Raw genomic sequence first — 20,147 nt, 5'->3', positions numbered from 1 at the left:
ATCATTATGACTCATTACGGAAAGCAGGTCAACGTTTATTTGCTGCCCTGTTTTATTTCTGACGGGTTGCAATAAAAGTAGCTGTAGAAATAGCGCCGGTCACCCCATTGCCATCCTTCACTTCAGCCTGCAGCGTAACCGTGCGTCCGGCATGGTGAATAACGCGGGCTTCCGCCAGCAGTTCACCTTCGGTCATAGCCTGTACAAAATGCGTATTCATATTGGTGGTTACACAGGGCTGTCCATCCTGCAGTGCCATGGACATCATCCCCATTGCCTGATCCATCATAGACATCAATACGCCGCCATGCACAATATGCATATGGTTCAGGTGGCGCGAAGTAGCTGTCAATCCAATTGTAATATGATCCAGTTCACTTTTGATCAGGCGGCAGCCTAGCAGCCCCCAGTACATCTGTTCACTTGCTTTTAATACTTCGTCCCACTGTGTCATCGGGCGTTCCTCCTGTTGGTTCCATTATGATTTTATCAACGCCCCATTTATTGAAGCTGATATTGATTTGTTCTGTTACCTTGCAGCAATTTCTTATTATTCCATACGCAAATAAGATGTTTTACAGCAACAATCCCATTTGAATAAGATCTACATAGTTATTGTCTACCAACAATGCATTTTTTTGAATCCCTTCCATGCGAAAACCGAGAGAGCGGTAAAGATGAATTCCACGCTCATTGGCAGATTGTACGGTTAGTTCAATCCGATGCAGCTCGCGATCCTTTGCCCACTGCAGCATCGTCTGGAATAATCGTCTTCCGATTCCACGGTTGGCATAGTCCTGCAGTACGCCTATGACAATATAAGCACTATGACGATTGCGGGATACCTTGCCTCCCATAGCTTCCATATAGCCAATGATCTGTCCATCCAGCTCAGCGAGAAAAATATTGGAGTTGGCGCTTCGCAAAGCATAGCGGATCATGTCTCTCTGTTCCGCTTCATTCATCATCCGTTCGCCCGGCTCCAGCAGCATATAAGTCGTTTGTTCATCCAGGCGCTTCTTCATACGCAACAGCGGGCCGGCATCACGAATCTGGGCGATGCGTATCGATACACTCGCATGAAATTGAGACATTGCCACAGGACGGCGCCGCTGTACGGCATCCGGCCATATATGCTCCATCACTAATCGATCACGACTACAAATACCATTCTCTACCTGCTGCTGATCGAACTTTGCAAAATAATCATGTTCCACTGCCATTATGCGAAATCCGTGTTTCTGATAAAAAGCCAATACATCCACTCTAGAGCCGCGAAAGCCTGCAGTCACTTTGCCAGCATTCATCGCTCTCAAGCTGTCCAGTACTTCTGTAAGCAACTGGCTGCCTATTCCCTGACGTGCATAAGATGGCGAGATTGCTATATTCATAATCTCCCATTCCTCTGTACTTCGCTGCAGGATGCCGCATATGCCAGCCGTCCGGTTTTCGTACTCTGCCAGCCACCAGCGGCAGTAATCGATATACCTTTCTACAGATGCATGATCCGGGTCACCTGTCAAAAGAAGAGCCAGCGGCAAAGCCTCATCTGTCTGTCTGAGACGAATCAATAATGCACCACTACAATAATTAGAGGATTCCATAACCAGGTCACTTCTTTCCATATAATGGATATACAACTTATCAATATAGATGTACAGGCTGTTCGCTATTGGCTATGATGAACGAATAAAAAAGACGCGGCATAAGCTCCGCGTCTCAGGTAGTGTATTAATCGCCGCATGACGAAGGAGGTGAATCTTTGCCGCTCTCGACATTGATTTTCTCGGATACCGTGTCATAGATCGCGGAGACTACCATTTGTAGCAGATCGTTAATTTCCACCTGACTCTCCTGAAAATCGGATACCAGTGGAATATCATCCATCTCCTGCTGCAGAGCAGCTATTTCCGCATCGATCTTGGCAACCATCTTTTCGTTGCGGAGCGATTCAAAAGCTACAATCTCTTTTTGCTTTTTCTTGATCGTCTTGATCAGATTCTGCACCCGTTCATGGGACTGAATCATTTGTTCTGCTTTCCGAAAATGAACAACCTCTTCACTTCCGCCAATCAGATCTGACAATTCACGGGTTTTGGCGATAATATCTTCACGAATATAGAGCCCGGAGGTATCCATACCCGGTATATTTGAGACCGCTGAATCCTGTTCATGATGATGTTCGTGTTCCATCGGTTCAAGTCTCCTTTCCTGCCTGTGAATCAGCCGATAGCTGCAGGCTCGGCGACTAGCTCGCCTTTGATATAAAACGATTTGGAATCGGTAATCTGCACATGGACAAACTCGCCAATCAGGTTCTCGGAACCTTCAAAGTGAACAAGTTTGTTCGTACGGGTGCGTCCTGCCAGCACCTGATCATTATTTTTGCTGGCGCCCTCGACAAGCACTTCCACAACCTGGCCAAGAAACTTTTCACTGCCGATACGGCTGTATTCCTTGATCGTGCTGTTAAGACGCTGCAAACGTTGCTTTTTGACTTCCATTGGTACATTGTCTTCCATTCCGGCAGCTGGCGTACCTTCACGAGGAGAATAGATAAATGTGTAAGCCGAATCAAAGCCTACTTCGCGTACCAGAGACAATGTTTCTTCAAACTGTTCATCGGTCTCTCCCGGGAATCCAACAATAATATCGGTTGTCAACACCGCATTCGGAATAGAGGTATAGATTTTATGAGCCAATTCCAGATAACGCTCACGCGTATATTTGCGGCTCATTCGTTTGAGCACTTCCGTACTGCCCGATTGGACCGGCAGGTGAATATGCTCTACCAGATTACCGCCCTGGGCCAGCACTTCGATCAGACGATCATCAAAATCACGCGGGTGTGACGTAGTGAATCTCACGCGCGGGATATCGATTTTGGAGATATCGTCCATCAGATCGCCAAACGTATAATTCATGCCTTCCAGATCTTTGCCATAGGCATTGACGTTCTGGCCAAGCAGTGTGATTTCCTTGAATCCCTGACGAGCGAGCTCACGCACTTCCGCAATAACATCCTGCGGCAGACGGCTGCGCTCTTTGCCCCGGGTGTAGGGAACAATACAGTACGTACAGAATTTGTCACAGCCGTACATAATATTTACCCAGCCGCGCATCCCCTGACGTTTTTTCGGCAGATTCTCGACGATGTCGCCTTCTTTGGACCAGACTTCGACGACCATTTCCTTGCTGAACAATGCACCTTGTACCAGCTGCGGTAGACGATGGATATTATGGGTACCGAAAATCATATCCACAAAATTATGCTTTTGCATAATCCGGTTTACTACGCCTTCTTCCTGCGCCATGCATCCGCATACTCCCAGCAGCAAGCCCGGACGCTCCAGCTTGAGCGTTTTCAGATGACCCAGTTCGCCAAATACACGATCTTCCGCATTTTCACGAATTGCGCAGGTATTCAGCAGGATAATATCCGCTTCTTCACGACTTTCGGTCGCCTGATAGCCCATTTGCTCCAGCATGCCTTTGATCGTCTCCGAATCATGCTCGTTCATCTGGCAGCCGAATGTATAGACGAGATAATGCTTACCCAGACCAATCTGGCGCAGTTCCTCAGGGACTGCATTTTCATACATCACCTGGGTTTCCTGCTTGCCGCGCTTTTTCTCTTCGCGCTGATTAGGCTCGGAAATGATATGAATCTCGCGTCCACGAATACGGATTTTTTTGCCATGTTCATCTTCGGAGATGACTTTGGCATCCGAGAAGTCGAAATATTTGGAATAGTCTTTTGTTTGCTTTGACATGCTATGCTGTCACTCCCCCACCATGAACATTTCCTGAGTATACAAGCTGTCGCCAAATGTAATATTATCATTTGGCACTGCCTGATTAATATCAAGGATGTTAATTGATTGTTGCAGACATAAACAAAACCTAAACAAAAAAGCACTAACTGTAATTATAACATGGCCGTATCATTATAAAAAGCAAGGAATCGTCTGTGAAAGTTGAGCATACGGCCACGTGATAATGAATCTGCGACAGATTGGCAGCAGGGATCTCAGTAGATTTGGTTGCCTGGTGCTATACGGATCTTCGGCGATTTATCGGGATCAATAGCTGTAAGTACCTGAAGCAAATTGGATTCCGACATGGCGATGCAGCCATCTGTCGGTTTGTCTGCTGCACGCCAGATATGCATAAAAATGGCACTGCCTTTACCCGGTATCACAGGATCAATATTGTAATTGATTACCATGGCAGATTTATATAATGGATTATTTAACCGTTCAAAAGAAGACCAGCGATCAGCAGGATCACCTTCATAAGCCACCCAGCTATTGTAATCCGGCGACTGCGATGCATCTATCCAGTAGTCATCTGCACCTGCTGTCCGGTAATCGGTTTTCAGCCCGACAGGCGGCGTAGAGCTGCTGCCAAAAGCAGTACCCAGTGTATAGGTACCGATAGGTGTTTTGCCATCCCCTTCTTTTGTTTTGCCCAGTCCTTTTTGACCCAACACAACCGGAATCGGCCCTAATCGATGCTGCCAGCCATCAGACTGCTTGTTATATAGATACAATCTGCCGGTCGTAGATTTCTTGCCGTTCGCAGTAACGATGATCATCTGTTCGCTGTGCAATTGATCCATTTTTTGAAATAATCTGTTTTCATTCAGAGATGCCGCTGCTTCTGCCTGTCCCTGAACCGGTATATAACTCATCAGAATAGACAGCAGCAAGATAACTTTGATACGATAATTCATTTATTCAACCTCCTAACTACTAGGCAGCATGTCACGATAATGTATATGTATTATAACAGCTTCATCTATAGTGATGTATCCACTTCTCTACCAAGATATCAACTTCGCCAGTATTTCTCCAACAGATATCGTTCAAGTATCCTCGCTTCAGGTTTGATTATCTTTGCTTTATTTTTTATATTTCTTGGCGGTGAAATGGTGTTTTATGTACTTCACCTGATAGCAGGCAAGGTGATACGGCTGTTTGTAAAATAATGAAATCGTACTTATCTGGCCAGAACAGTTCAGAACCGGCTACTTGAACTAACTTGATCCAGCCTATGCAGTGTAAATTCCATAAAAAACAGCAGTCGATAAATCGAACTGCTGTTTTGAGGAATCTGCTATTTTGCAACTAGACACTAAAGCGAATAGCTCGTTAAAAAATGCTTAGTCGATGATTTCAGCTGTATCGCCGGTGCGTGCACCTGCAGCATTAGCTTCATCCGTATCAATATGCATATCCAGAGCAAAAGAATCGGATACACGTGCAATTACGTTTTCCAGTACCATGCCGCGCTCACCGGACAGACGAACATTCAGTTTTTGCTGGTCTTTGATGCCCCATTTCTCAGCATCGGAAGTGTGGAAGTGAATATGGCGCGCTGCCACAATTACACCTTCCTGAATTTCCACTTCACCAGCTGGTCCTTTGATCAGGATACCTGGAGTACCTTCGATATTACCGGACTCGCGTACAGGCGCTTTAACACCAATCGCAAAAGAATCTGTCAGGGAAATCTCCAGCTGTGTTGCCGAACGTGCAGGACCCAGAATACGTACTTTAGGGAAAGAACCTTTGGAACCCACTACTTCAACCGTTTCATTGGAAGCAAACTGGCCTGGCTGGGACAGAGGTTTGAATTCAGTCAGCTGATAACCAGCACCGAACAGAATTTCTACATGCTCTTGGGACAGGTGAATATGACGCGCAGATACACCAACATTTACGATTTTACTCATTTACAATTCACTCCTTATATTGATTTGCATTTGTGCTTTGTAACAAATTACACGTACATTGGCATTTGTAAAATGCACACGAATCCATTATACATCTTTGATATGAAAATGAAAACCAATCCAGCAAAAAGACCTGGTGCTTTCATGAAAAGCAACCAGGTCTACAGCATGCCGAACATTGGAATCACATCATAGTATTCCTATTCAGTAAATATAACTTTTTCCGATTATCTAGGCTCTACAATCAATTTCATGGCTGTTCTGTCTTCTCCATCAATCACAATATCGGTAAAGGCTGGAATACAAATCAGATCCACTCCGCTTGGTGCTACAAATCCCCGGGCAATAGCTACAGCTTTGATCGCTTGATTCAGTGCACCCGCTCCGATCGCTTGAAGCTCTGCGGCGCCGCGTTCACGCAACACTCCTGCCAGGGCTCCTGCGACTGAGTTGGGGTTGGATTTTGCTGACACTTTTAATACTTCCATGATAAGTACCTCCCCTAGGAATGAATGATGGCTTAGCTTCAAAATGATCGAGATTGCGTCTAGTTAGTATTCGAGGATATGTTTCAAATTCCTTCTTTTCCAAACTCTCATTTCCGAAAAGAAAGGAAGTTTTCAACAGCTCAAGCGGTTAATCCATATGCCATTCATCTTCATACATACGGATCTTTTCAATCTTTTTGGCACGACCTGTTTGATCGTCAATTTCGACGAACACGGCATGGAAATGCCATTTTCCTTCACACACCTGGAAGCGTGCCGGCAGCTGTGTCTGGAATTTGTACAGAACAGCTTCCTTCTCCATACCGAGTACCCCCTGATATGAACCTACCATGCCCACATCGGTCTGATAGGCAGTGCCGCCGGGCAGAATCGTGTCGTCATTACTCTGCACATGCGTATGGGTTCCTACCACCATAGAGGCTCTGCCTTCCAGATGCCAGCCCATGGCAATTTTCTCGGAAGTCGCTTCCGCATGAAAATCAACCAGAATCGCATTGGTTTTCCCTTTTAATTCATCCATGATCTCATCAGCCTTGCGAAAAGGACAATCGATGGCCGGAAGAAAGGTACGTCCCTGCAGATTCACAATCGCCAGTTGCTTGCCGCCGGCTTTGATAATGGTATATCCACGGCCAGGTGTATCCGGCGGAAAGTTAGCCGGACGAACCATACGCGCTTCATCATCGATGAATTCGAAGATTTCCCTATTATCCCATGTATGATTTCCCATCGTAATACCATGAATTCCCAGTGCAAATAATTCATTTGCAATTTTGCGGGTCAGACCGCGTCCTGAAGCAGAGTTCTCTGCGTTCGCGATAATGATATCCGGGGTATACTTTGATTTTAACCGTGGAAGACTCTCTTTAATCGCTTTACGTCCTGTACTGCCAACAATATCTCCAATAAAAATAACTTTAATGATAATTCCTCCGTCCATTAAAGCAAAAAGTGACCTGCAGACAGGTCACTTTTCGCATCACTCTTTATTTTGCGTAGTCAACCGCCCGTGTCTCACGGATTACAGTGACTTTGATATGCCCTGGATAGTCCAGTTCATTTTCAATCGTTTTGGTGATATCGCGCGCCAAGCGGAAACTTTCTGCATCGTCAATCTTATCCGGTTGTACCATGACGCGAATTTCGCGTCCGGCCTGAATCGCATAGGATTTTTCGACGCCGTCGAAGGACTCGGAGATTTCTTCGAGTTTTTCCAGACGACGGATATACGTTTCCAGTGTCTCACGGCGTGCTCCAGGTCTTGCGGCAGACAATGCATCTGCTGCACCAACGAGCATTGCGATGATGGAAGTAGCTTCCGTATCACCATGGTGAGAAGCAATACTGTTGATAACAACAGGATGCTCTTTGTATTTTTTGGCTAGTTCCACACCAATTTCTACGTGAGAACCTTCTACTTCATGATCCAGTGCTTTACCGATATCATGCAGCAGACCCGCACGCTTGGCCAGTGTAATATCCTGTCCAAGCTCGGCAGCCATAAGGCCGGTGAGATAAGCAACTTCCATAGAGTGTTTGAGTACATTCTGACCATAACTTGTACGGAACTTGAGACGTCCCAGAATTTTGATCAGATCCGGATGCAATCCGTGTACACCTACTTCAAAGGTTGACTGCTCTCCGTATTCACGAATGCGCTCGTCTACCTCACGGCGTGCTTTATCTACCATTTCCTCGATACGCGCCGGGTGAATACGTCCGTCAGCCACCAATTTCTCCAGTGCAGTACGAGCGATTTCACGGCGAATCGGGTCAAAACCGGACAGAATAACCGCTTCCGGCGTGTCGTCGATAATCAGGTCGATACCTGTTAACGTCTCCAGCGCACGAATATTACGTCCTTCACGTCCGATGATTCTACCCTTCATTTCTTCATTAGGCAAGGTGACTACAGAAACGGTAGTCTCCGCTACATGATCAGCTGCACAACGCTGAATAGCGAGTGTGATGATTTCACGAGAGCGTTTATCCGCTTCATTTTTTGCCTGTTGTTCGATATCTTTGATCATTTGCGCGGTTTCATGGCGCACTTCCTGTTCTACATTGCTCAGGATGATGCTGCGTGCATCCTCCATAGTCAGATTGGAGATACGTTCCAGTTCCGATACCTGACTGGTGTAGAGTTGTTCGATTTGCTGCTGTGTCTCTTCGATACGTTTCTCTTTGTTGGCCACTTGTTCTTCTTTGCGTTCCAGTGATTCCAGCTTTTTATCCAGCGACTCTTCTTTTTGCAACAATCGTCGTTCCAGGCGTTGATTTTCATTCCGACGCTCACGAATGTCTTTTTCAGCTTCAGCTCTGAATTTGTGTATTTCGTCTTTTGCTTCCAGAACTGTTTCTTTTTTCAGTGCTTCTGCTTCTTTCTTCGCATTCTCTACGATCTGCGCAGCAGCAGTCTCAGCACTGGAAATTTTAGCTTCTGCAAGAGATTTGCGAATAAAATATCCGATCCCGAACCCAAAGAATAATGCGGCAACAACGAGAATTATGACCCAGAGATAACCCATTCTGTTCACCTCCTCGCTGATTCCTCCAAGGTATTCCTTGGGAATTACCATCTTGATGGGTAATGCAATGCTTCATCCCTTTAAATACGTCCATTGCCCATGCGGGTACATGTGCCAATTCCCTCTTCAAGGGAGATAAAACATCTTAATTATTCATACAATCATGATCACAGTAAGCATGCTTTACTTCATTCATCGTCTAACGATTCCAAAAATGACGTAAAAATGACAAACTGCATATATCCATTTTATTATTTGCCAAAAGACATTGTCAAGCAATTGACAGCTCTCTCTTTGGCAGCCGGATGCAGAAGCAATCCAATACGCACATATCCAGGCTTGGAAAAGTAACAATCCGATAACAGCAGGATGCTTTTATCCCTTTCAGTGCTTGGCTTTTGCGCATTTATGATTGCTTATGGTTTTGGCCACCATTTTATTATACATCTTCTTCTTCCTGATCTTTATTTTGTACAGCTGCCAGCGCTTTACGCACCAGATCTGACGAATATCCGCGACGCATCAGAAAAGCCATCGTTTTTCTTTTTTTATCCAGCATCCCACCGGGCGTACTTCTCCATTTTTTCTCCGCTAATTGTACAGCACTGGATAGTTCTTCATCTTCATCGATATTGCCCAGCGCTTCTTCAATATGCTGAGGCTCTACGCCTTTCTGACGAAGCTCCTGACGAATCCATACTTTACCTTTCTTCTGACTGCGTACACGCTGATTGGCCCACTGCTGCGCGTAGACACCATCATCGATCAGCTTTTCTTGCTCCAATCGTTCCAATGTTACTTCAATAACATGCGGATGAAACTCTTTTTCGCGAAGCTTTCGCATAATTTCGGTACGCGTACGTGAGCGGAAGCTCAGCAGATTGATAGAAGAAGCATAAGCCGATTGTCGCTCGTTGGCTTCCATGATTTCTTCCAGTTCTTCTCTCGTAAATGAAGAACCTTTTAGCATTCGGTATTTAATCATTACATCTTCATGAACTCTCAGTTTGAGATCACCAAAAAATAGCCGGTAATGATAACGCGGACGAGTTAACTGCTCTACCTCGCTAATTTCCAATGCTTCCCCAGAAGGGAAATCATCCAGTTGCCCGGACTTTTCTTTCAATTCTTCTTCCATATCAAAATCTTCTTCCCGTGACGATGCGTTTTTGTTATTGGGCTTGCGATAAGAGCGAAATCGATTCATAAGTTCTCCTTTGGGTGTGGTATAGGTCTGGTATACATATCTATTTTCAAGACGATTATCGACTGCTTAATCATAGAGAAAAGCGCCTGCACGTATTCTCACGTTCCAGGCGCTTTTTGAAGGTCTATATAAAACCGGATTATTCAGTTGCTTCTGTGAACAACTCTTGTTCTTCCAGCTCTTCTTTCTTTTTATCTTCCGCAGTCGGCTCTTCAACAACTGTAGTCAGGTTGCTCAGTTCACGGATTTTATTTTCAATCACCAAAGCGATTTGAGTATTTTCTTTGAGAAATTGTTTTGCATTCTCTCTACCTTGACCCATACGTTCGCCTTCGTAAGAATACCACGCACCGCTTTTGTTAATGATATCTTTTTCAGTAGCAATATCAATCAAGCTACCTTCTCTGGAGATACCTTCACCGTACATGATATCAATCTCGGCTTGTTTGAAAGGAGGTGCTACTTTATTTTTTACTACTTTGATACGTGTACGGTTACCGACTACATCGTTACCGTTTTTGATAGCTTCAATACGACGCACATCAAGACGTACTGTAGAATAGAATTTAAGTGCGCGTCCACCAGGAGTTGTCTCCGGGTTACCGAACATAACGCCTACTTTTTCACGAAGCTGGTTAATGAAGATTGTGATGGTTTTGGATTTGCTGATTGCACCGGACAGTTTGCGCAATGCCTGAGACATCAGACGAGCTTGCAAACCTACGTGGGAATCACCCATCTCGCCTTCGATCTCTGCTTTTGGTACCAGTGCCGCTACGGAGTCGATAACGATAATATCAACAGCACCACTACGTACCAGGGCTTCAGCGATCTCCAGACCTTGTTCACCTGTGTCCGGTTGGGACAGCAGCAGTTCATCAATATTAACGCCCAGATTTTTCGCATATTGAGGATCCAAAGCATGCTCGGCATCAATAAATGCTGCTTGTCCGCCTGCTTTTTGAACTTCCGCAATCGCGTGTAATGCTACAGTAGTTTTACCTGAAGATTCAGGTCCATATATTTCAACGATACGACCTCTTGGCATACCGCCTGTTCCCAGAGCAATATCAAGAGCAATCGATCCACTTGGTATAACTTCAACTTGCATATGCGTGGATTCTCCAAGTTTCATAACAGAACCCTTACCGAATTGTTTCTCTATTTGACGAAGCGCCATATCCAGCGCAGCACGACGATCTGACAATCAGCTCACATCCTTCTAATGTTTATAGTCTAATTATACTCCATTTTTTATCATTTGCCAAGCTTTTTTCGAACATATATTCGTCTTTTTATACGCCTCCTATCGAACATTACCAATTTTTGTAAATTAAATCCACACTACAAATTTACCTATTTTGGCGGTTCTTCCTGCTACAAAATGAAAAAAACCGCAGCAATCAGATTGCTGCGGTTCTTCCGTCTGACCTGATCATAACACATTCGATTATAGGTCTGCAACTGCCGTATCCGCTCCATTACGGATGCGTGGCAGAAGATATATGATTACTTCGATTCATTCTGATTCTGGACAATTTGTTCCTGCTGGAGCTCTTTCAGACGCAGCCACAGGCGATACATGATGCTCTTGGCGGAACGAATACGGATCGCTTCGCGATTCCCCTTCAGATTCAGCTTGAATACCTGTGTTGGCTGGTTGCGTTCGGCCAACCCTATATAAACAAGGCCTACCGGCTTGCGCTCTGAGGAACCTGGTCCGGCTACACCGGTTACCGATACGGCAAAATCCGTATCCAGTAATTTACGGGCTTCTGCAGCCATGACTTCCGCCACTTCCTCACTCACTGCTCCCGGCGCGTTCTCGCCTTCCAATAGATCATGAGGGACGTTCAGCAGCTTTTCCTTCATCTCATTGGAATAGCTGACTACACCGCCCATAAACACCAGTGCACTACCCGGAATACGAGTCAGATTCTCCATAATCAGACCACCTGTACAGCTCTCTGCAGCAGCCAGGCTCAATCCCATTCCGGTCATCATTAAAAGGATCTGTTCTTCGATCGTAATATCCTGGTCTGCATACATGTGATCGGGCAGCCGCTTGCGGATTTCCGCTTCCATATTTTTGAGTTTTACGTTCGCTTCTTTTTCCGAATCAGCCTTGGTCGTGAGGCGGATAGTAACTTCGCCTTCTTTAGCATACGGAGCAATCGTTGGATCGGTCTGGGCACTGATCAGATCCAGCAATCCATCTTCCAGTGCTGATTCTCCAATGCCTGCGAATTTGAGCATTTTGGAGTAGATCGGCTGCTCATCGGACAGCACGTTTTTGGCAAGCCATGGTTTGGCCTGGTTCTCAAACATCGGCTGTAATTCTTTTGGCGGTCCTGGCAGTACGATATAATGCTTATCGTCCTGGGATACGGCAATACCGACAGCAAGTCCTACTTCATTATCAAGCGGCTCACTGCCCTCCAGAATAATCGCCTGACGACGATTGTTTTCTGTCATCGGCTTGTCGCGTCCTTCAAAAAATGATTCTACCTTTTTCATGGCTTCCGGATAAATATGCTGGGAGCGACCAAGTACTTCTCCCAAAGCGTCTTTGGTAAGATCGTCCTGCGTCGGACCAATTCCTCCCGAAAACAAAATCACATCAGCCCGACTGCTCGCCAGCTCGATAGCCTGTTTCAGACGGTTGAGATTGTCGCCTACAACGGTCTGATAATATACATCAATGCCGAGGTAAGACAATTGCTGTGACAAGTAGCGTGCATTGGTATTGGTGATCTGTCCAAGCAGCAGTTCTGTACCTACTGCTATAATTTCCGCTTTTACTGATTTCATTGTTTTGTCTCCCCCTTGTTTATCATATGCAGCGTAATCATGTATCTATACTGCGAAATATAGTTTGCCAAGTTGCTGTATCCATAGAAAACGGCAATAGAGAATCCCCTATTGCCGCTCTTTATATATCACCCATTTTTTACATAAAGAAACATTCTTTATGAGTTGGATAGGTGAATAAGATGTTTATTTTTGAGGAAGTAATCTATACCTGAATACAAGGTAATCAGGGTGGCTGCCCAGATCGCAATCTGGTCAAAAGGAATGCCCAGCAGCGCAAACGGGAAGTTGTTGATCATCAGAGCTACAATAGCGATAATCTGTGTAATTGTCTTGGCTTTGCCCCAATTGCTGGCTGCTACAACTGCTCCTTCAAGCAGGGCAATCTGACGCAGGCCGGTAATCGCAAATTCACGAAAAATAATAATAATCGCCATCCAGGCTGCACATTTATCCAGAGAGACCAGCGATATAAGCGCAGCAGATACAAGAAGTTTATCTGCCAGAGGATCGAGCAGTTTGCCGAGATTGGTTACCAGATTACGGCTTCGCGCAATATGCCCGTCAATGCCGTCTGTACTCGCAGCGATAATAAAGATCAGTGCGGCAATCAGATCATTATAGCTCAGCTGGAATGTGCTTCCAATCCGGAGAACTTTTTCACCGAACGGAAAATCAATAAGCAGAAAAAGCATCATGACCGGTACCAGACAGATTCGGGCAAGCGTTATGCGATTCGGCAGATTCACAGAGCACCTCCTATACTGATTACAGCCTGAATACTCAGCGGCTGATATGTAACTGCACCTGATCCCGTCTTGTTTTTCATATAACTTGCAGCCTCCATCAGCTCTGTAACCCTAAGTTACATGCCACTTTATTTCATATTGGTAAATTGCAGATCGAGTGACAGGTCCGCTTTGCGCAGCAGTTGGATAATAGCTTGCAAATCATCTCTGCTCTTGCCGGTTACACGCAGCTGTTCTCCCTGAATCTGGCTTTTGACTTTCAGCTTGGAATCACGAATCAGGACATTGATTTTTTTCGCATTTTCTTGATCGATTCCCTGCTTTAGCTTCAAGCGCTGACGTACAGTTCCCAGTGATGCGGATTCAATCGATCCGTATTCAATATTTTTAACAGGTAATCCCCGCTTTATCATTTTGGCCTGCAAAATCTCGATCAGTGCTCCGAGTTTGTACTCGTCATCGGAGATTAATACCAATGTATCCTTTTCCAGCGTCAATTTGCTTTTGCTGCCCTTGAAATCATAACGGCTTGCCAATTCCTTTTCCGTCTGATTAATGGCATTGGTCATCTCCTGCATATCCAGTTTGGATACAATATCAAATGAAGCTTCTGAAGCCATGCTATCTCCCCCTCTTTATCCATTAAATTATAGGTGATATTCTGCAGCAAGTCTAATTCTTGTCATGGCAATCATTTTTAAATGATTACCTGATTCATATTAAACCAATTTTGTAGTTTTCGTATCGTGTAGAACAATTTCATGGGAAAAGGATATCCGCTGTCCATGTAACAGAACAGCGGATATCCTTTGTTGACAAAGTCAGTTGCCGTCTGTTGAAGAATCCGTAGTATCGGTGGTATTTGTGGAAGCTGCACCTGTACTATCTGTTCCTTCGGTAGTTCCTGTTGTACCTGTGCTGTCAGTTCCTTCGGTCGATGTGCCTGAAGTATCTGAAGCTGCATCTTCTTTGACCCATTTCAACACCAGGCGGGAAGTCGCTTTACCATCGGTAATCGTCTGTCCATTGATTGTAATATTCGTCGCCCGTGAATTACCAGATTTGATAAACAGACCGCTGTCTGTCAGATCATACGACAGACTCTGTCCACTTTCCGTATTGTTGAAGAAAAGACGCTCTCCACTGGTATCGGCCGATTTGTAGACCTCCAGCCAGCTTTGACCCGTTGCTTCGATATTTACTTTTAAAGGTGTAGTACCTGTATAGTTGACATTGAAAATGGTATTACGGCCTTCTTTGCCCGCTTCGGTAATTACTGGATTGGCAGAAGTATCTGTACTGGTACCTTCCGGAGTCTCTGTTCCGTTTTCCGTTGTACCTTCAGTCGACTCGGTACCTCCAGGCGTCTGCTCGGTTCCTGTACCGGATGGCTGCTGTTCAGTACCTGTAGTGTCACCAGGCTGCTGCTGACCTGTATTTTGCGAAGGCGGTGTAGTGGTACTAGGTGTTGTTGTGCTTGGTTGCTGCTGTTTCGGTGGAGTCGTATTATCGGCAATATCGGGTGCTCCATTTTGCTTGATAACAAAGATCCATACAAGCACGATAATCAGGATTGGAAATGCCCACATCAATACGGTCGACAGCCATTTACCGCTGCGGCCTGTTGAAGCAGTACGTCTCGCCGATCGGCGCTGCTGCACCACAGGCTCCATAACCGGTTCCGGTTCTGCTTCCGGCACTGCATCCTGATGCTCCTGTAATAATTCATCCGCATTTAACCCTACAGCCTCTGCATAAGTCTTGATAAAAGCCCGTACATAGAAACTGCCCGGGAGCACCTTGAAATCACCCGCTTCGATGGCTTCCAAATAGCGCTTGCGTATTTTTGTCATTTCCTGTACATCATCGAGCGATAAACCTCTAGCAAGGCGGGCGTCTCTTAATTGGCGACCCAGATCTGACATACTATTACCTCCTGATTAGATTGTTTTGTAGCTATTAAATATCGTCCGTATAACTTTCGGTGAATTTATCATAGACGATCTCTTCATCCGGATTGTTACGCAGTTCAATAATAATATCAAAATCACTGTAGTCGTAATCCGACTCTCTGACAAAAATATCCGGATGCTCAATAACCTTGGTGCTCTGCATCTGCATAATATTTTGCAGCAGTTCATGATGACGCTCATTGGAACGGATGGTACTTACAATACCATCAATAATAAATACATTGGCATCATTCATTTCTTCCTCGGACAGCTGGCTGCGCACTGTCTGTCTCAGCAGCGTCGAGGAGACGAATGTCCAGCGTTTCATGGCGCATACACTACCTGCAATAATAGACTCCGTTTTGCCTACACGCGGCATTCCGCGCAGACCGATAATCTGATTACCTTCACGCTTGAATATTTCACCCAAAAAATCCACAAGTAAACCAAGTTCTTCTCTTGTGAATCGGAATGTCTTTTTGTCATCGGAGTCACGTTCGATATAACGGCCATGACGAACCGCCAGAATATCGACCAGTTTGGGCTGACGCAATGCAGTTATTGTAATATTGGTTACTTTGGCCAGCATATCACCAAGCAGTACAATCTTTTCATCGTCATCCGATTCCAGCAGCATTCCCCTGGTTTTGCCTTCTACCCCGTTAATCGTGCGAATATTCACATTGAGCATACCCAGCAAAGACGCCACATCCCCAAGCAATCCAGGACGGTTTTTATGTATCCTGTACTCCAAATACCATTGTTTTAATTCCACGTTCACCTCGAACCTTTCTTCCCGCTGCTGTAATGAATCTATTCATTACAGCAGCGGGCAATGTATATCAGATTGATAAATCCATGCATGTAAGATGATATTGTTTATTTATTCATGAAAAGCAGCTGATTCTTTCGAATCACATACTGCTGTCAGCTTCAAGTCCTTAACACGTTAATGATATATAAAATGATATAGAAAGGCAAGCCGCGAAAGGTAACAACTTTGGAATGCGAATGCCTGTTCCCAGGCGCTTTACTGCGGTTGATAACACATAGAAGCCTCTATGCAATAGATAGAAGCTTCCCTGGTATGAATAAGTTAATAACAACAAGACCCGTCAGGTCAACCAACCTCCATTGGGACTAACGACCTGGCCAGTCATATAACCGGATTCAGGCAATGACAGGAAGTACACCATCGAAGCAATCTCGTCCGGCTCTGCAATACGTCCAGCCGGAATGTCTTCTTCCAGCATTTGCAATTCATCCTGCTGCAGATGGGCAATCATTTCTGTGCGCACTGCTCCAGGCGCGATAGCATTCACAGTCACACCCGACGGAGCCAGCTCTTTGGCAAGGGCTTTGGTAAATGCGTTCACGCCACCTTTGCTCGCGGAGTACAGCACTTCACAAGATGCTCCGGTCATCCCCCATATACTGGATACATTGATAATTCGTCCATACTGCTGGCGGATCATATAAGGCATGAAGACCTGGGAGCACAGGAACACCGCCTTGAGATTAGTGGAAATTACTTCATCAAATTCATCTTCACTCATATCAGCCAGCATACCGTAATGGGATATACCTGCGTTATTAACGAGAATATCCGGCTGCATATTATGTTGCTCCAGCTTTTCCTGCATACGGTGAATATGGTCCCGGCTGCGCAAATCTGCTGACAGGGTAAGCACCCGTACACCATATTCCAGACAGCTCCGGGCCACTTCGTTAGCCTGCTCATGCGAATGGCGATAATGAACGACCACATTCATGCCGGCCATAGCGAATCTTTTGGCAATTGCCGCACCGATTCCCCGACTGGCCCCAGTTACGAGTACCGTCATTTCGGAAAAGAGCTTGCGATCTCCTGCGCGCTCTTCACTCATGGACTGACAACCACCGATACTGCCAGCTGCTCCCAATTCATATGATCACGCAGGCGCTGGTTGACATCTTCCAGCGTAAGAGATTCATAAATGGGCAGAATAGCAAAGAAATCACTGTCTTTGAACCGGTTGCGTGTAAATTCATGAGCAATACTTTCCGGCGAGTTCAGGAGGCGCAGATAATTACCAATACGTTTGCGCAACGAACGATCAAATGCTTCCTGGCTGAAGCCGGTTTCGACTGCTTTGCCGATCTCTTCCTGGAGGCGTTGAACGAGCAATTTGGGATCGCGTGTATCGCCGCCAATCATGGAGTAGGCGTATTCCGATGTCCCGGTATAATCATAACCAAAATCGTCCGAAATCAAATCTTCATCATACAACTGCTGATAAAGCGCCGTACTGTTGCCAAGCAGCAAATCCAGCATCAGCTTGGTTACCAGATTTTTGCGCTGCAGGGCTTCTCCGGTAAGTCCGGTAGCCGTCTCTTTGAATCCCATGAGGAATTTGGGCTGGGATACCGGCAGTTTGATCTCTTTCCATTTCTCGCCGACTGCAGTCGGCTCCTCTTCAAAATAACGGTGAATCTGGCCTTGAGGTGCATAATTTTTGGACGCCTGATTACGACGAACCTGATCAATCACCTGTTCCGGATTTACACCTCCGACTACAAACAGCATCATATTGGACGGATGATAAAACGTATTGTAACAGCTATACAGCGTATCTTTGGTGATCTCGCTAATAGATTCGATGGTACCGGCAATATCGATCCGAACCGGGTGTTTCTGGTACATCGCTTCAATCAATCCATAATACACACGCCAGTCCGGGTTATCGTTATACATCTGGATTTCCTGACCGATAATCCCTTTTTCTTTATCCACATTTTCTTTGGTAAAATACGGATTCTGCACATAATTCAGCAGGGTATCCAGGTTGTCTTCAATTTGTTCGGTAGCGGAAAACAGATATACCGTCTGGTCGAAGCTGGTAAATGCATTGGCCGATGCGCCCTTAGCGGAGAACTTGGAGAATACATCGACTCCATCCGGCTCCTCAAACATTTTGTGTTCCAAAAAGTGAGCAATTCCATCCGGTACCTTGACTTCTTCCTGCCCTTCTACCTGGAAATGGTTATCTACTGAACCATAGCGGGTTGCAAAAGTAGCATAGGTTTTTTGAAAACCTTCTTTGGGAAGCACATATATTTCAAGTCCATTATCCAATTTCTCATGGTACAGTGTTTCCTGTAAACGATCATAGCGAATACTTTCCATCTTGATCACGCCTCCTTCTGCCCTGTCAAAAAGTAAATGGTATCCAGCTGGAGTACGCTGGAAGCCGCCTGAATCTCGTCTGCAGTAATATGCTCAATCGCTGTCAGCAATTCATCTACGCTGCGTTCTTTATCGGAAAACAGTCCATTAAAGTCATAGGCGATCATCTGGTATGCCGAGTCTCTGGATTCCAGCAGATCATTGCGGATCAGTGCCTTGGTCTGCGAAATCTCGGATTCGCTAATTTCCCCGGCTTGCAGATTGGCAAGCTGCTGACGAATAATTTCCAGCGCTTTATCAAAATTCTGTAATTCGATGCCTGATTGAATAGTCGTAATGCCTTTGTACGGATCAAATCGTGAACCGACATAATAAGCCAGACTTTCCTTTTCACGTACATTCATAAACAGCTTGGAATGAGGAAATCCTCCGAGTACTCCATTTGCTACGAGCGCAGCTGCATAACGCTCATCACTATACGTAATCGGTGTACGCAGACCCATATTCAGTTTGCCCTGACTTACTGCCATTTCCTCTACGACCTGCCGTACTTCAGAAGCAGCGGGACGTGGTACTGCCGGTGTGTACATAACCGGAGCAGAACGGTTCACCTGGAAGTGACGACTAACCAGCTGCATCACTTCTTCCAGTGTAGTATCCCCTACAATATACAAATCCATGCTGCTGTTGGAGAGCCATTGCTGGTATTGTTCATAAATGCTCGCACCATCCAGCTGAGCCAGTATGTCCATTTTGCCGAGCGCGCTTAGACGATACGGTTCGTCCTTGCACATCTCCTGAATACAGCGCTCTGCTGCATAACGGATTTTGTCATCAATGACCGCTTCCATACGCTTGCGTACATTTTCGCGTTCAGCCTGTACATACTTGTCGCGGAAACGATTATTTTCCAGTACGGGACGTGTAACTGTCTCTCCCAGGAAAGCAAGTGAACGCGCCAGCAGCGGTTCGTCCGACGCAACAAACGAATCATTGATTGTATCCATCCGCAGCTGTACCATCTGGTAATCGCCTTTTTTATATACATCAAATCCAAAGCCGGCTCCATACATATTCTCCAGCGCTTCACGGAAGCTGGTTGTCTCTGGATAGGTCTCTGTCCCTCTGCGCAAAATGAACGGAATCAGCGCTGTAGGTGTTACAGTATCTTCTGCAAGCGGTACGCCCATATAGAGGGAAACCGCAAATGTTTTAAAGCGTGTTGTCGGCATGACATGCACACGGATTCCATTCACTTCACCGCGTTCAAATCCTGTAGTATTCAACGTCAAAACCCCTTTATCGAGCGAAATTGGTAAAACTGTCGTACTTACTATTTTATACTACCCTTATTACAAGAAGCAAACCGTATCCCTTCTCCTGCTGCTATCGCTCCTGAGTCTTACGTACCGGAAAAAGCCTTTTCTATCTATGACTACGGTTCGAATTTGACAGCATATCTGCTAGCCGATTTTGTTACATACGGTT

At 45.5% G+C, this 20,147-nt stretch carries 19 protein-coding genes; all 19 read right to left on the bottom strand.

All coding sequences use genetic code 11. The annotated features are described in order from the left end of the window. Positions 1-52: 52 nt before the first annotated feature. The 19 genes from AR543_RS11700 to yfmF all read right to left on the bottom strand — a co-directional run bounded on the left by AR543_RS11700 (position 53) and on the right by yfmF (position 19,945). Positions 53-454 (bottom strand): PaaI family thioesterase, encoded by a 402-nt coding sequence (locus AR543_RS11700; protein ID WP_046228013.1) that lies wholly within the window; start codon positions 452-454, stop codon positions 53-55. Between the two features lie 121 nt (positions 455-575). Next, positions 576-1,625 carry a GNAT family N-acetyltransferase gene (locus AR543_RS11695; protein WP_082472209.1) on the bottom strand — a complete coding sequence of 350 codons (1,050 nt, stop codon included), beginning with the start codon at positions 1,623-1,625 and terminating at the stop codon, positions 576-578. 106 nt (positions 1,626-1,731) lie between these two features. Continuing rightward, positions 1,732-2,139 (bottom strand): YlbF/YmcA family competence regulator, encoded by a 408-nt coding sequence (locus tag AR543_RS11690; protein WP_169725612.1) that lies wholly within the window; start codon positions 2,137-2,139, stop codon positions 1,732-1,734. A gap of 83 nt (positions 2,140-2,222) precedes the next feature. Then, a complete protein-coding gene (gene miaB / locus AR543_RS11685) occupies positions 2,223-3,773 on the bottom strand; it encodes a tRNA (N6-isopentenyl adenosine(37)-C2)-methylthiotransferase MiaB (protein ID WP_060534568.1) in 1,551 nt (516 codons plus the stop codon). A gap of 257 nt (positions 3,774-4,030) precedes the next feature. Continuing rightward, complete coding sequence (locus AR543_RS11680) at positions 4,031-4,735, bottom strand: L,D-transpeptidase family protein (protein ID WP_227871739.1); 705 nt, start codon at positions 4,733-4,735, stop codon at positions 4,031-4,033. A 429-nt stretch (positions 4,736-5,164) separates the two neighbouring features. Next, on the bottom strand, positions 5,165-5,737 hold the full coding sequence (pduL, locus tag AR543_RS11675) for a phosphate propanoyltransferase (RefSeq protein WP_060534566.1): 573 nt from the start codon (positions 5,735-5,737) through the stop codon (positions 5,165-5,167). 227 nt (positions 5,738-5,964) lie between these two features. Next, positions 5,965-6,225: a stage V sporulation protein S gene (locus AR543_RS11670; protein WP_017813748.1), complete on the bottom strand. Its 261-nt coding sequence runs from the start codon at positions 6,223-6,225 to the stop codon at positions 5,965-5,967. 148 nt (positions 6,226-6,373) lie between these two features. Further along, positions 6,374-7,186, bottom strand: coding sequence for a TIGR00282 family metallophosphoesterase (locus tag AR543_RS11665; protein WP_060534564.1), 813 nt, complete (start codon positions 7,184-7,186; stop codon positions 6,374-6,376). A gap of 46 nt (positions 7,187-7,232) precedes the next feature. Beyond that, a complete protein-coding gene (rny, locus tag AR543_RS11660; RefSeq protein ID WP_017813746.1) occupies positions 7,233-8,774 on the bottom strand; it encodes a ribonuclease Y in 1,542 nt (513 codons plus the stop codon). A gap of 439 nt (positions 8,775-9,213) precedes the next feature. Continuing rightward, positions 9,214-9,981: a regulatory protein RecX gene (locus tag AR543_RS11655; protein WP_060534562.1), complete on the bottom strand. Its 768-nt coding sequence runs from the start codon at positions 9,979-9,981 to the stop codon at positions 9,214-9,216. Positions 9,982-10,120: 139 nt separating this feature from the next. Then, positions 10,121-11,188, bottom strand: coding sequence for a recombinase RecA (gene recA, locus AR543_RS11650; RefSeq protein ID WP_060534560.1), 1,068 nt, complete (start codon positions 11,186-11,188; stop codon positions 10,121-10,123). A 302-nt stretch (positions 11,189-11,490) separates the two neighbouring features. Next, the gene (locus tag AR543_RS11645; protein WP_060534558.1) at positions 11,491-12,792 is read right to left on the bottom strand and encodes a competence/damage-inducible protein A; all 1,302 of its coding nucleotides are present in this window, start codon (positions 12,790-12,792) and stop codon (positions 11,491-11,493) included. A gap of 158 nt (positions 12,793-12,950) precedes the next feature. Next, entirely contained in the window at positions 12,951-13,541 is a 591-nt protein-coding gene (pgsA, locus tag AR543_RS11640) for a CDP-diacylglycerol--glycerol-3-phosphate 3-phosphatidyltransferase (RefSeq protein WP_060534556.1), read from the bottom strand. Positions 13,542-13,669: 128 nt separating this feature from the next. Then, on the bottom strand, positions 13,670-14,161 hold the full coding sequence (locus AR543_RS11635; RefSeq protein WP_060534554.1) for a YajQ family cyclic di-GMP-binding protein: 492 nt from the start codon (positions 14,159-14,161) through the stop codon (positions 13,670-13,672). Between the two features lie 201 nt (positions 14,162-14,362). After that, positions 14,363-15,466, bottom strand: a complete 1,104-nt coding sequence (locus AR543_RS11630) for a helix-turn-helix domain-containing protein (protein ID WP_060534552.1) — start codon at positions 15,464-15,466, stop codon at positions 14,363-14,365. Between the two features lie 34 nt (positions 15,467-15,500). After that, entirely contained in the window at positions 15,501-16,268 is a 768-nt protein-coding gene (locus AR543_RS11625; protein ID WP_026136233.1) for a DUF3388 domain-containing protein, read from the bottom strand. 340 nt (positions 16,269-16,608) lie between these two features. Further along, positions 16,609-17,379, bottom strand: a complete 771-nt coding sequence (ymfI, locus tag AR543_RS11620; protein WP_060534550.1) for an elongation factor P 5-aminopentanone reductase — start codon at positions 17,377-17,379, stop codon at positions 16,609-16,611. Next, on the bottom strand, positions 17,376-18,659 hold the full coding sequence (gene yfmH, locus AR543_RS11615; protein WP_060534548.1) for an EF-P 5-aminopentanol modification-associated protein YfmH: 1,284 nt from the start codon (positions 18,657-18,659) through the stop codon (positions 17,376-17,378). Before yfmH ends, ymfI begins: the two co-directional genes overlap by 4 nt. A 5-nt stretch (positions 18,660-18,664) precedes the next feature. Next, on the bottom strand, positions 18,665-19,945 hold the full coding sequence (gene yfmF, locus AR543_RS11610; protein ID WP_174703740.1) for an EF-P 5-aminopentanol modification-associated protein YfmF: 1,281 nt from the start codon (positions 19,943-19,945) through the stop codon (positions 18,665-18,667). Between the last annotated feature and the right edge of the window lie 202 nt (positions 19,946-20,147).

The sequence above is a fragment of the Paenibacillus bovis genome (assembly GCF_001421015.2).
In the GTDB taxonomy this organism is placed as follows: Bacteria; Bacillota; Bacilli; order Paenibacillales; family Paenibacillaceae; genus Saccharibacillus; species Saccharibacillus bovis.
The sequence above is the reverse complement of the archived record's forward strand: the minus strand, read 5'-3'. Positions and strand labels throughout refer to the sequence as shown.

Coding starts and splice junctions, on each gene's coding strand:
- AR543_RS11670 (WP_017813748.1), bottom strand. CDS start 6,225: ATGGAAGTATTAAAAGTGTCAGCAAAATCCAACCCCAACTCAGTCGCA.
- pduL (WP_060534566.1), bottom strand. CDS start 5,737: ATGAGTAAAATCGTAAATGTTGGTGTATCTGCGCGTCATATTCACCTG.
- AR543_RS11630 (WP_060534552.1), bottom strand. CDS start 15,466: ATGTCAGATCTGGGTCGCCAATTAAGAGACGCCCGCCTTGCTAGAGGT.
- ymfI (WP_060534550.1), bottom strand. CDS start 17,379: ATGAGTGAAGAGCGCGCAGGAGATCGCAAGCTCTTTTCCGAAATGACG.
- AR543_RS11700 (WP_046228013.1), bottom strand. CDS start 454: ATGACACAGTGGGACGAAGTATTAAAAGCAAGTGAACAGATGTACTGG.
- AR543_RS11655 (WP_060534562.1), bottom strand. CDS start 9,981: ATGAATCGATTTCGCTCTTATCGCAAGCCCAATAACAAAAACGCATCG.
- AR543_RS11695 (WP_082472209.1), bottom strand. CDS start 1,625: ATGGAAAGAAGTGACCTGGTTATGGAATCCTCTAATTATTGTAGTGGT.
- AR543_RS11635 (WP_060534554.1), bottom strand. CDS start 14,161: ATGGCTTCAGAAGCTTCATTTGATATTGTATCCAAACTGGATATGCAG.
- AR543_RS11680 (WP_227871739.1), bottom strand. CDS start 4,735: ATGAATTATCGTATCAAAGTTATCTTGCTGCTGTCTATTCTGATGAGT.
- rny (WP_017813746.1), bottom strand. CDS start 8,774: ATGGGTTATCTCTGGGTCATAATTCTCGTTGTTGCCGCATTATTCTTT.
- AR543_RS11645 (WP_060534558.1), bottom strand. CDS start 12,792: ATGAAATCAGTAAAAGCGGAAATTATAGCAGTAGGTACAGAACTGCTG.
- AR543_RS11690 (WP_169725612.1), bottom strand. CDS start 2,139: ATGGATACCTCCGGGCTCTATATTCGTGAAGATATTATCGCCAAAACC.
- AR543_RS11665 (WP_060534564.1), bottom strand. CDS start 7,186: ATGGACGGAGGAATTATCATTAAAGTTATTTTTATTGGAGATATTGTT.
- miaB (WP_060534568.1), bottom strand. CDS start 3,773: ATGTCAAAGCAAACAAAAGACTATTCCAAATATTTCGACTTCTCGGAT.
- yfmH (WP_060534548.1), bottom strand. CDS start 18,659: ATGGAAAGTATTCGCTATGATCGTTTACAGGAAACACTGTACCATGAG.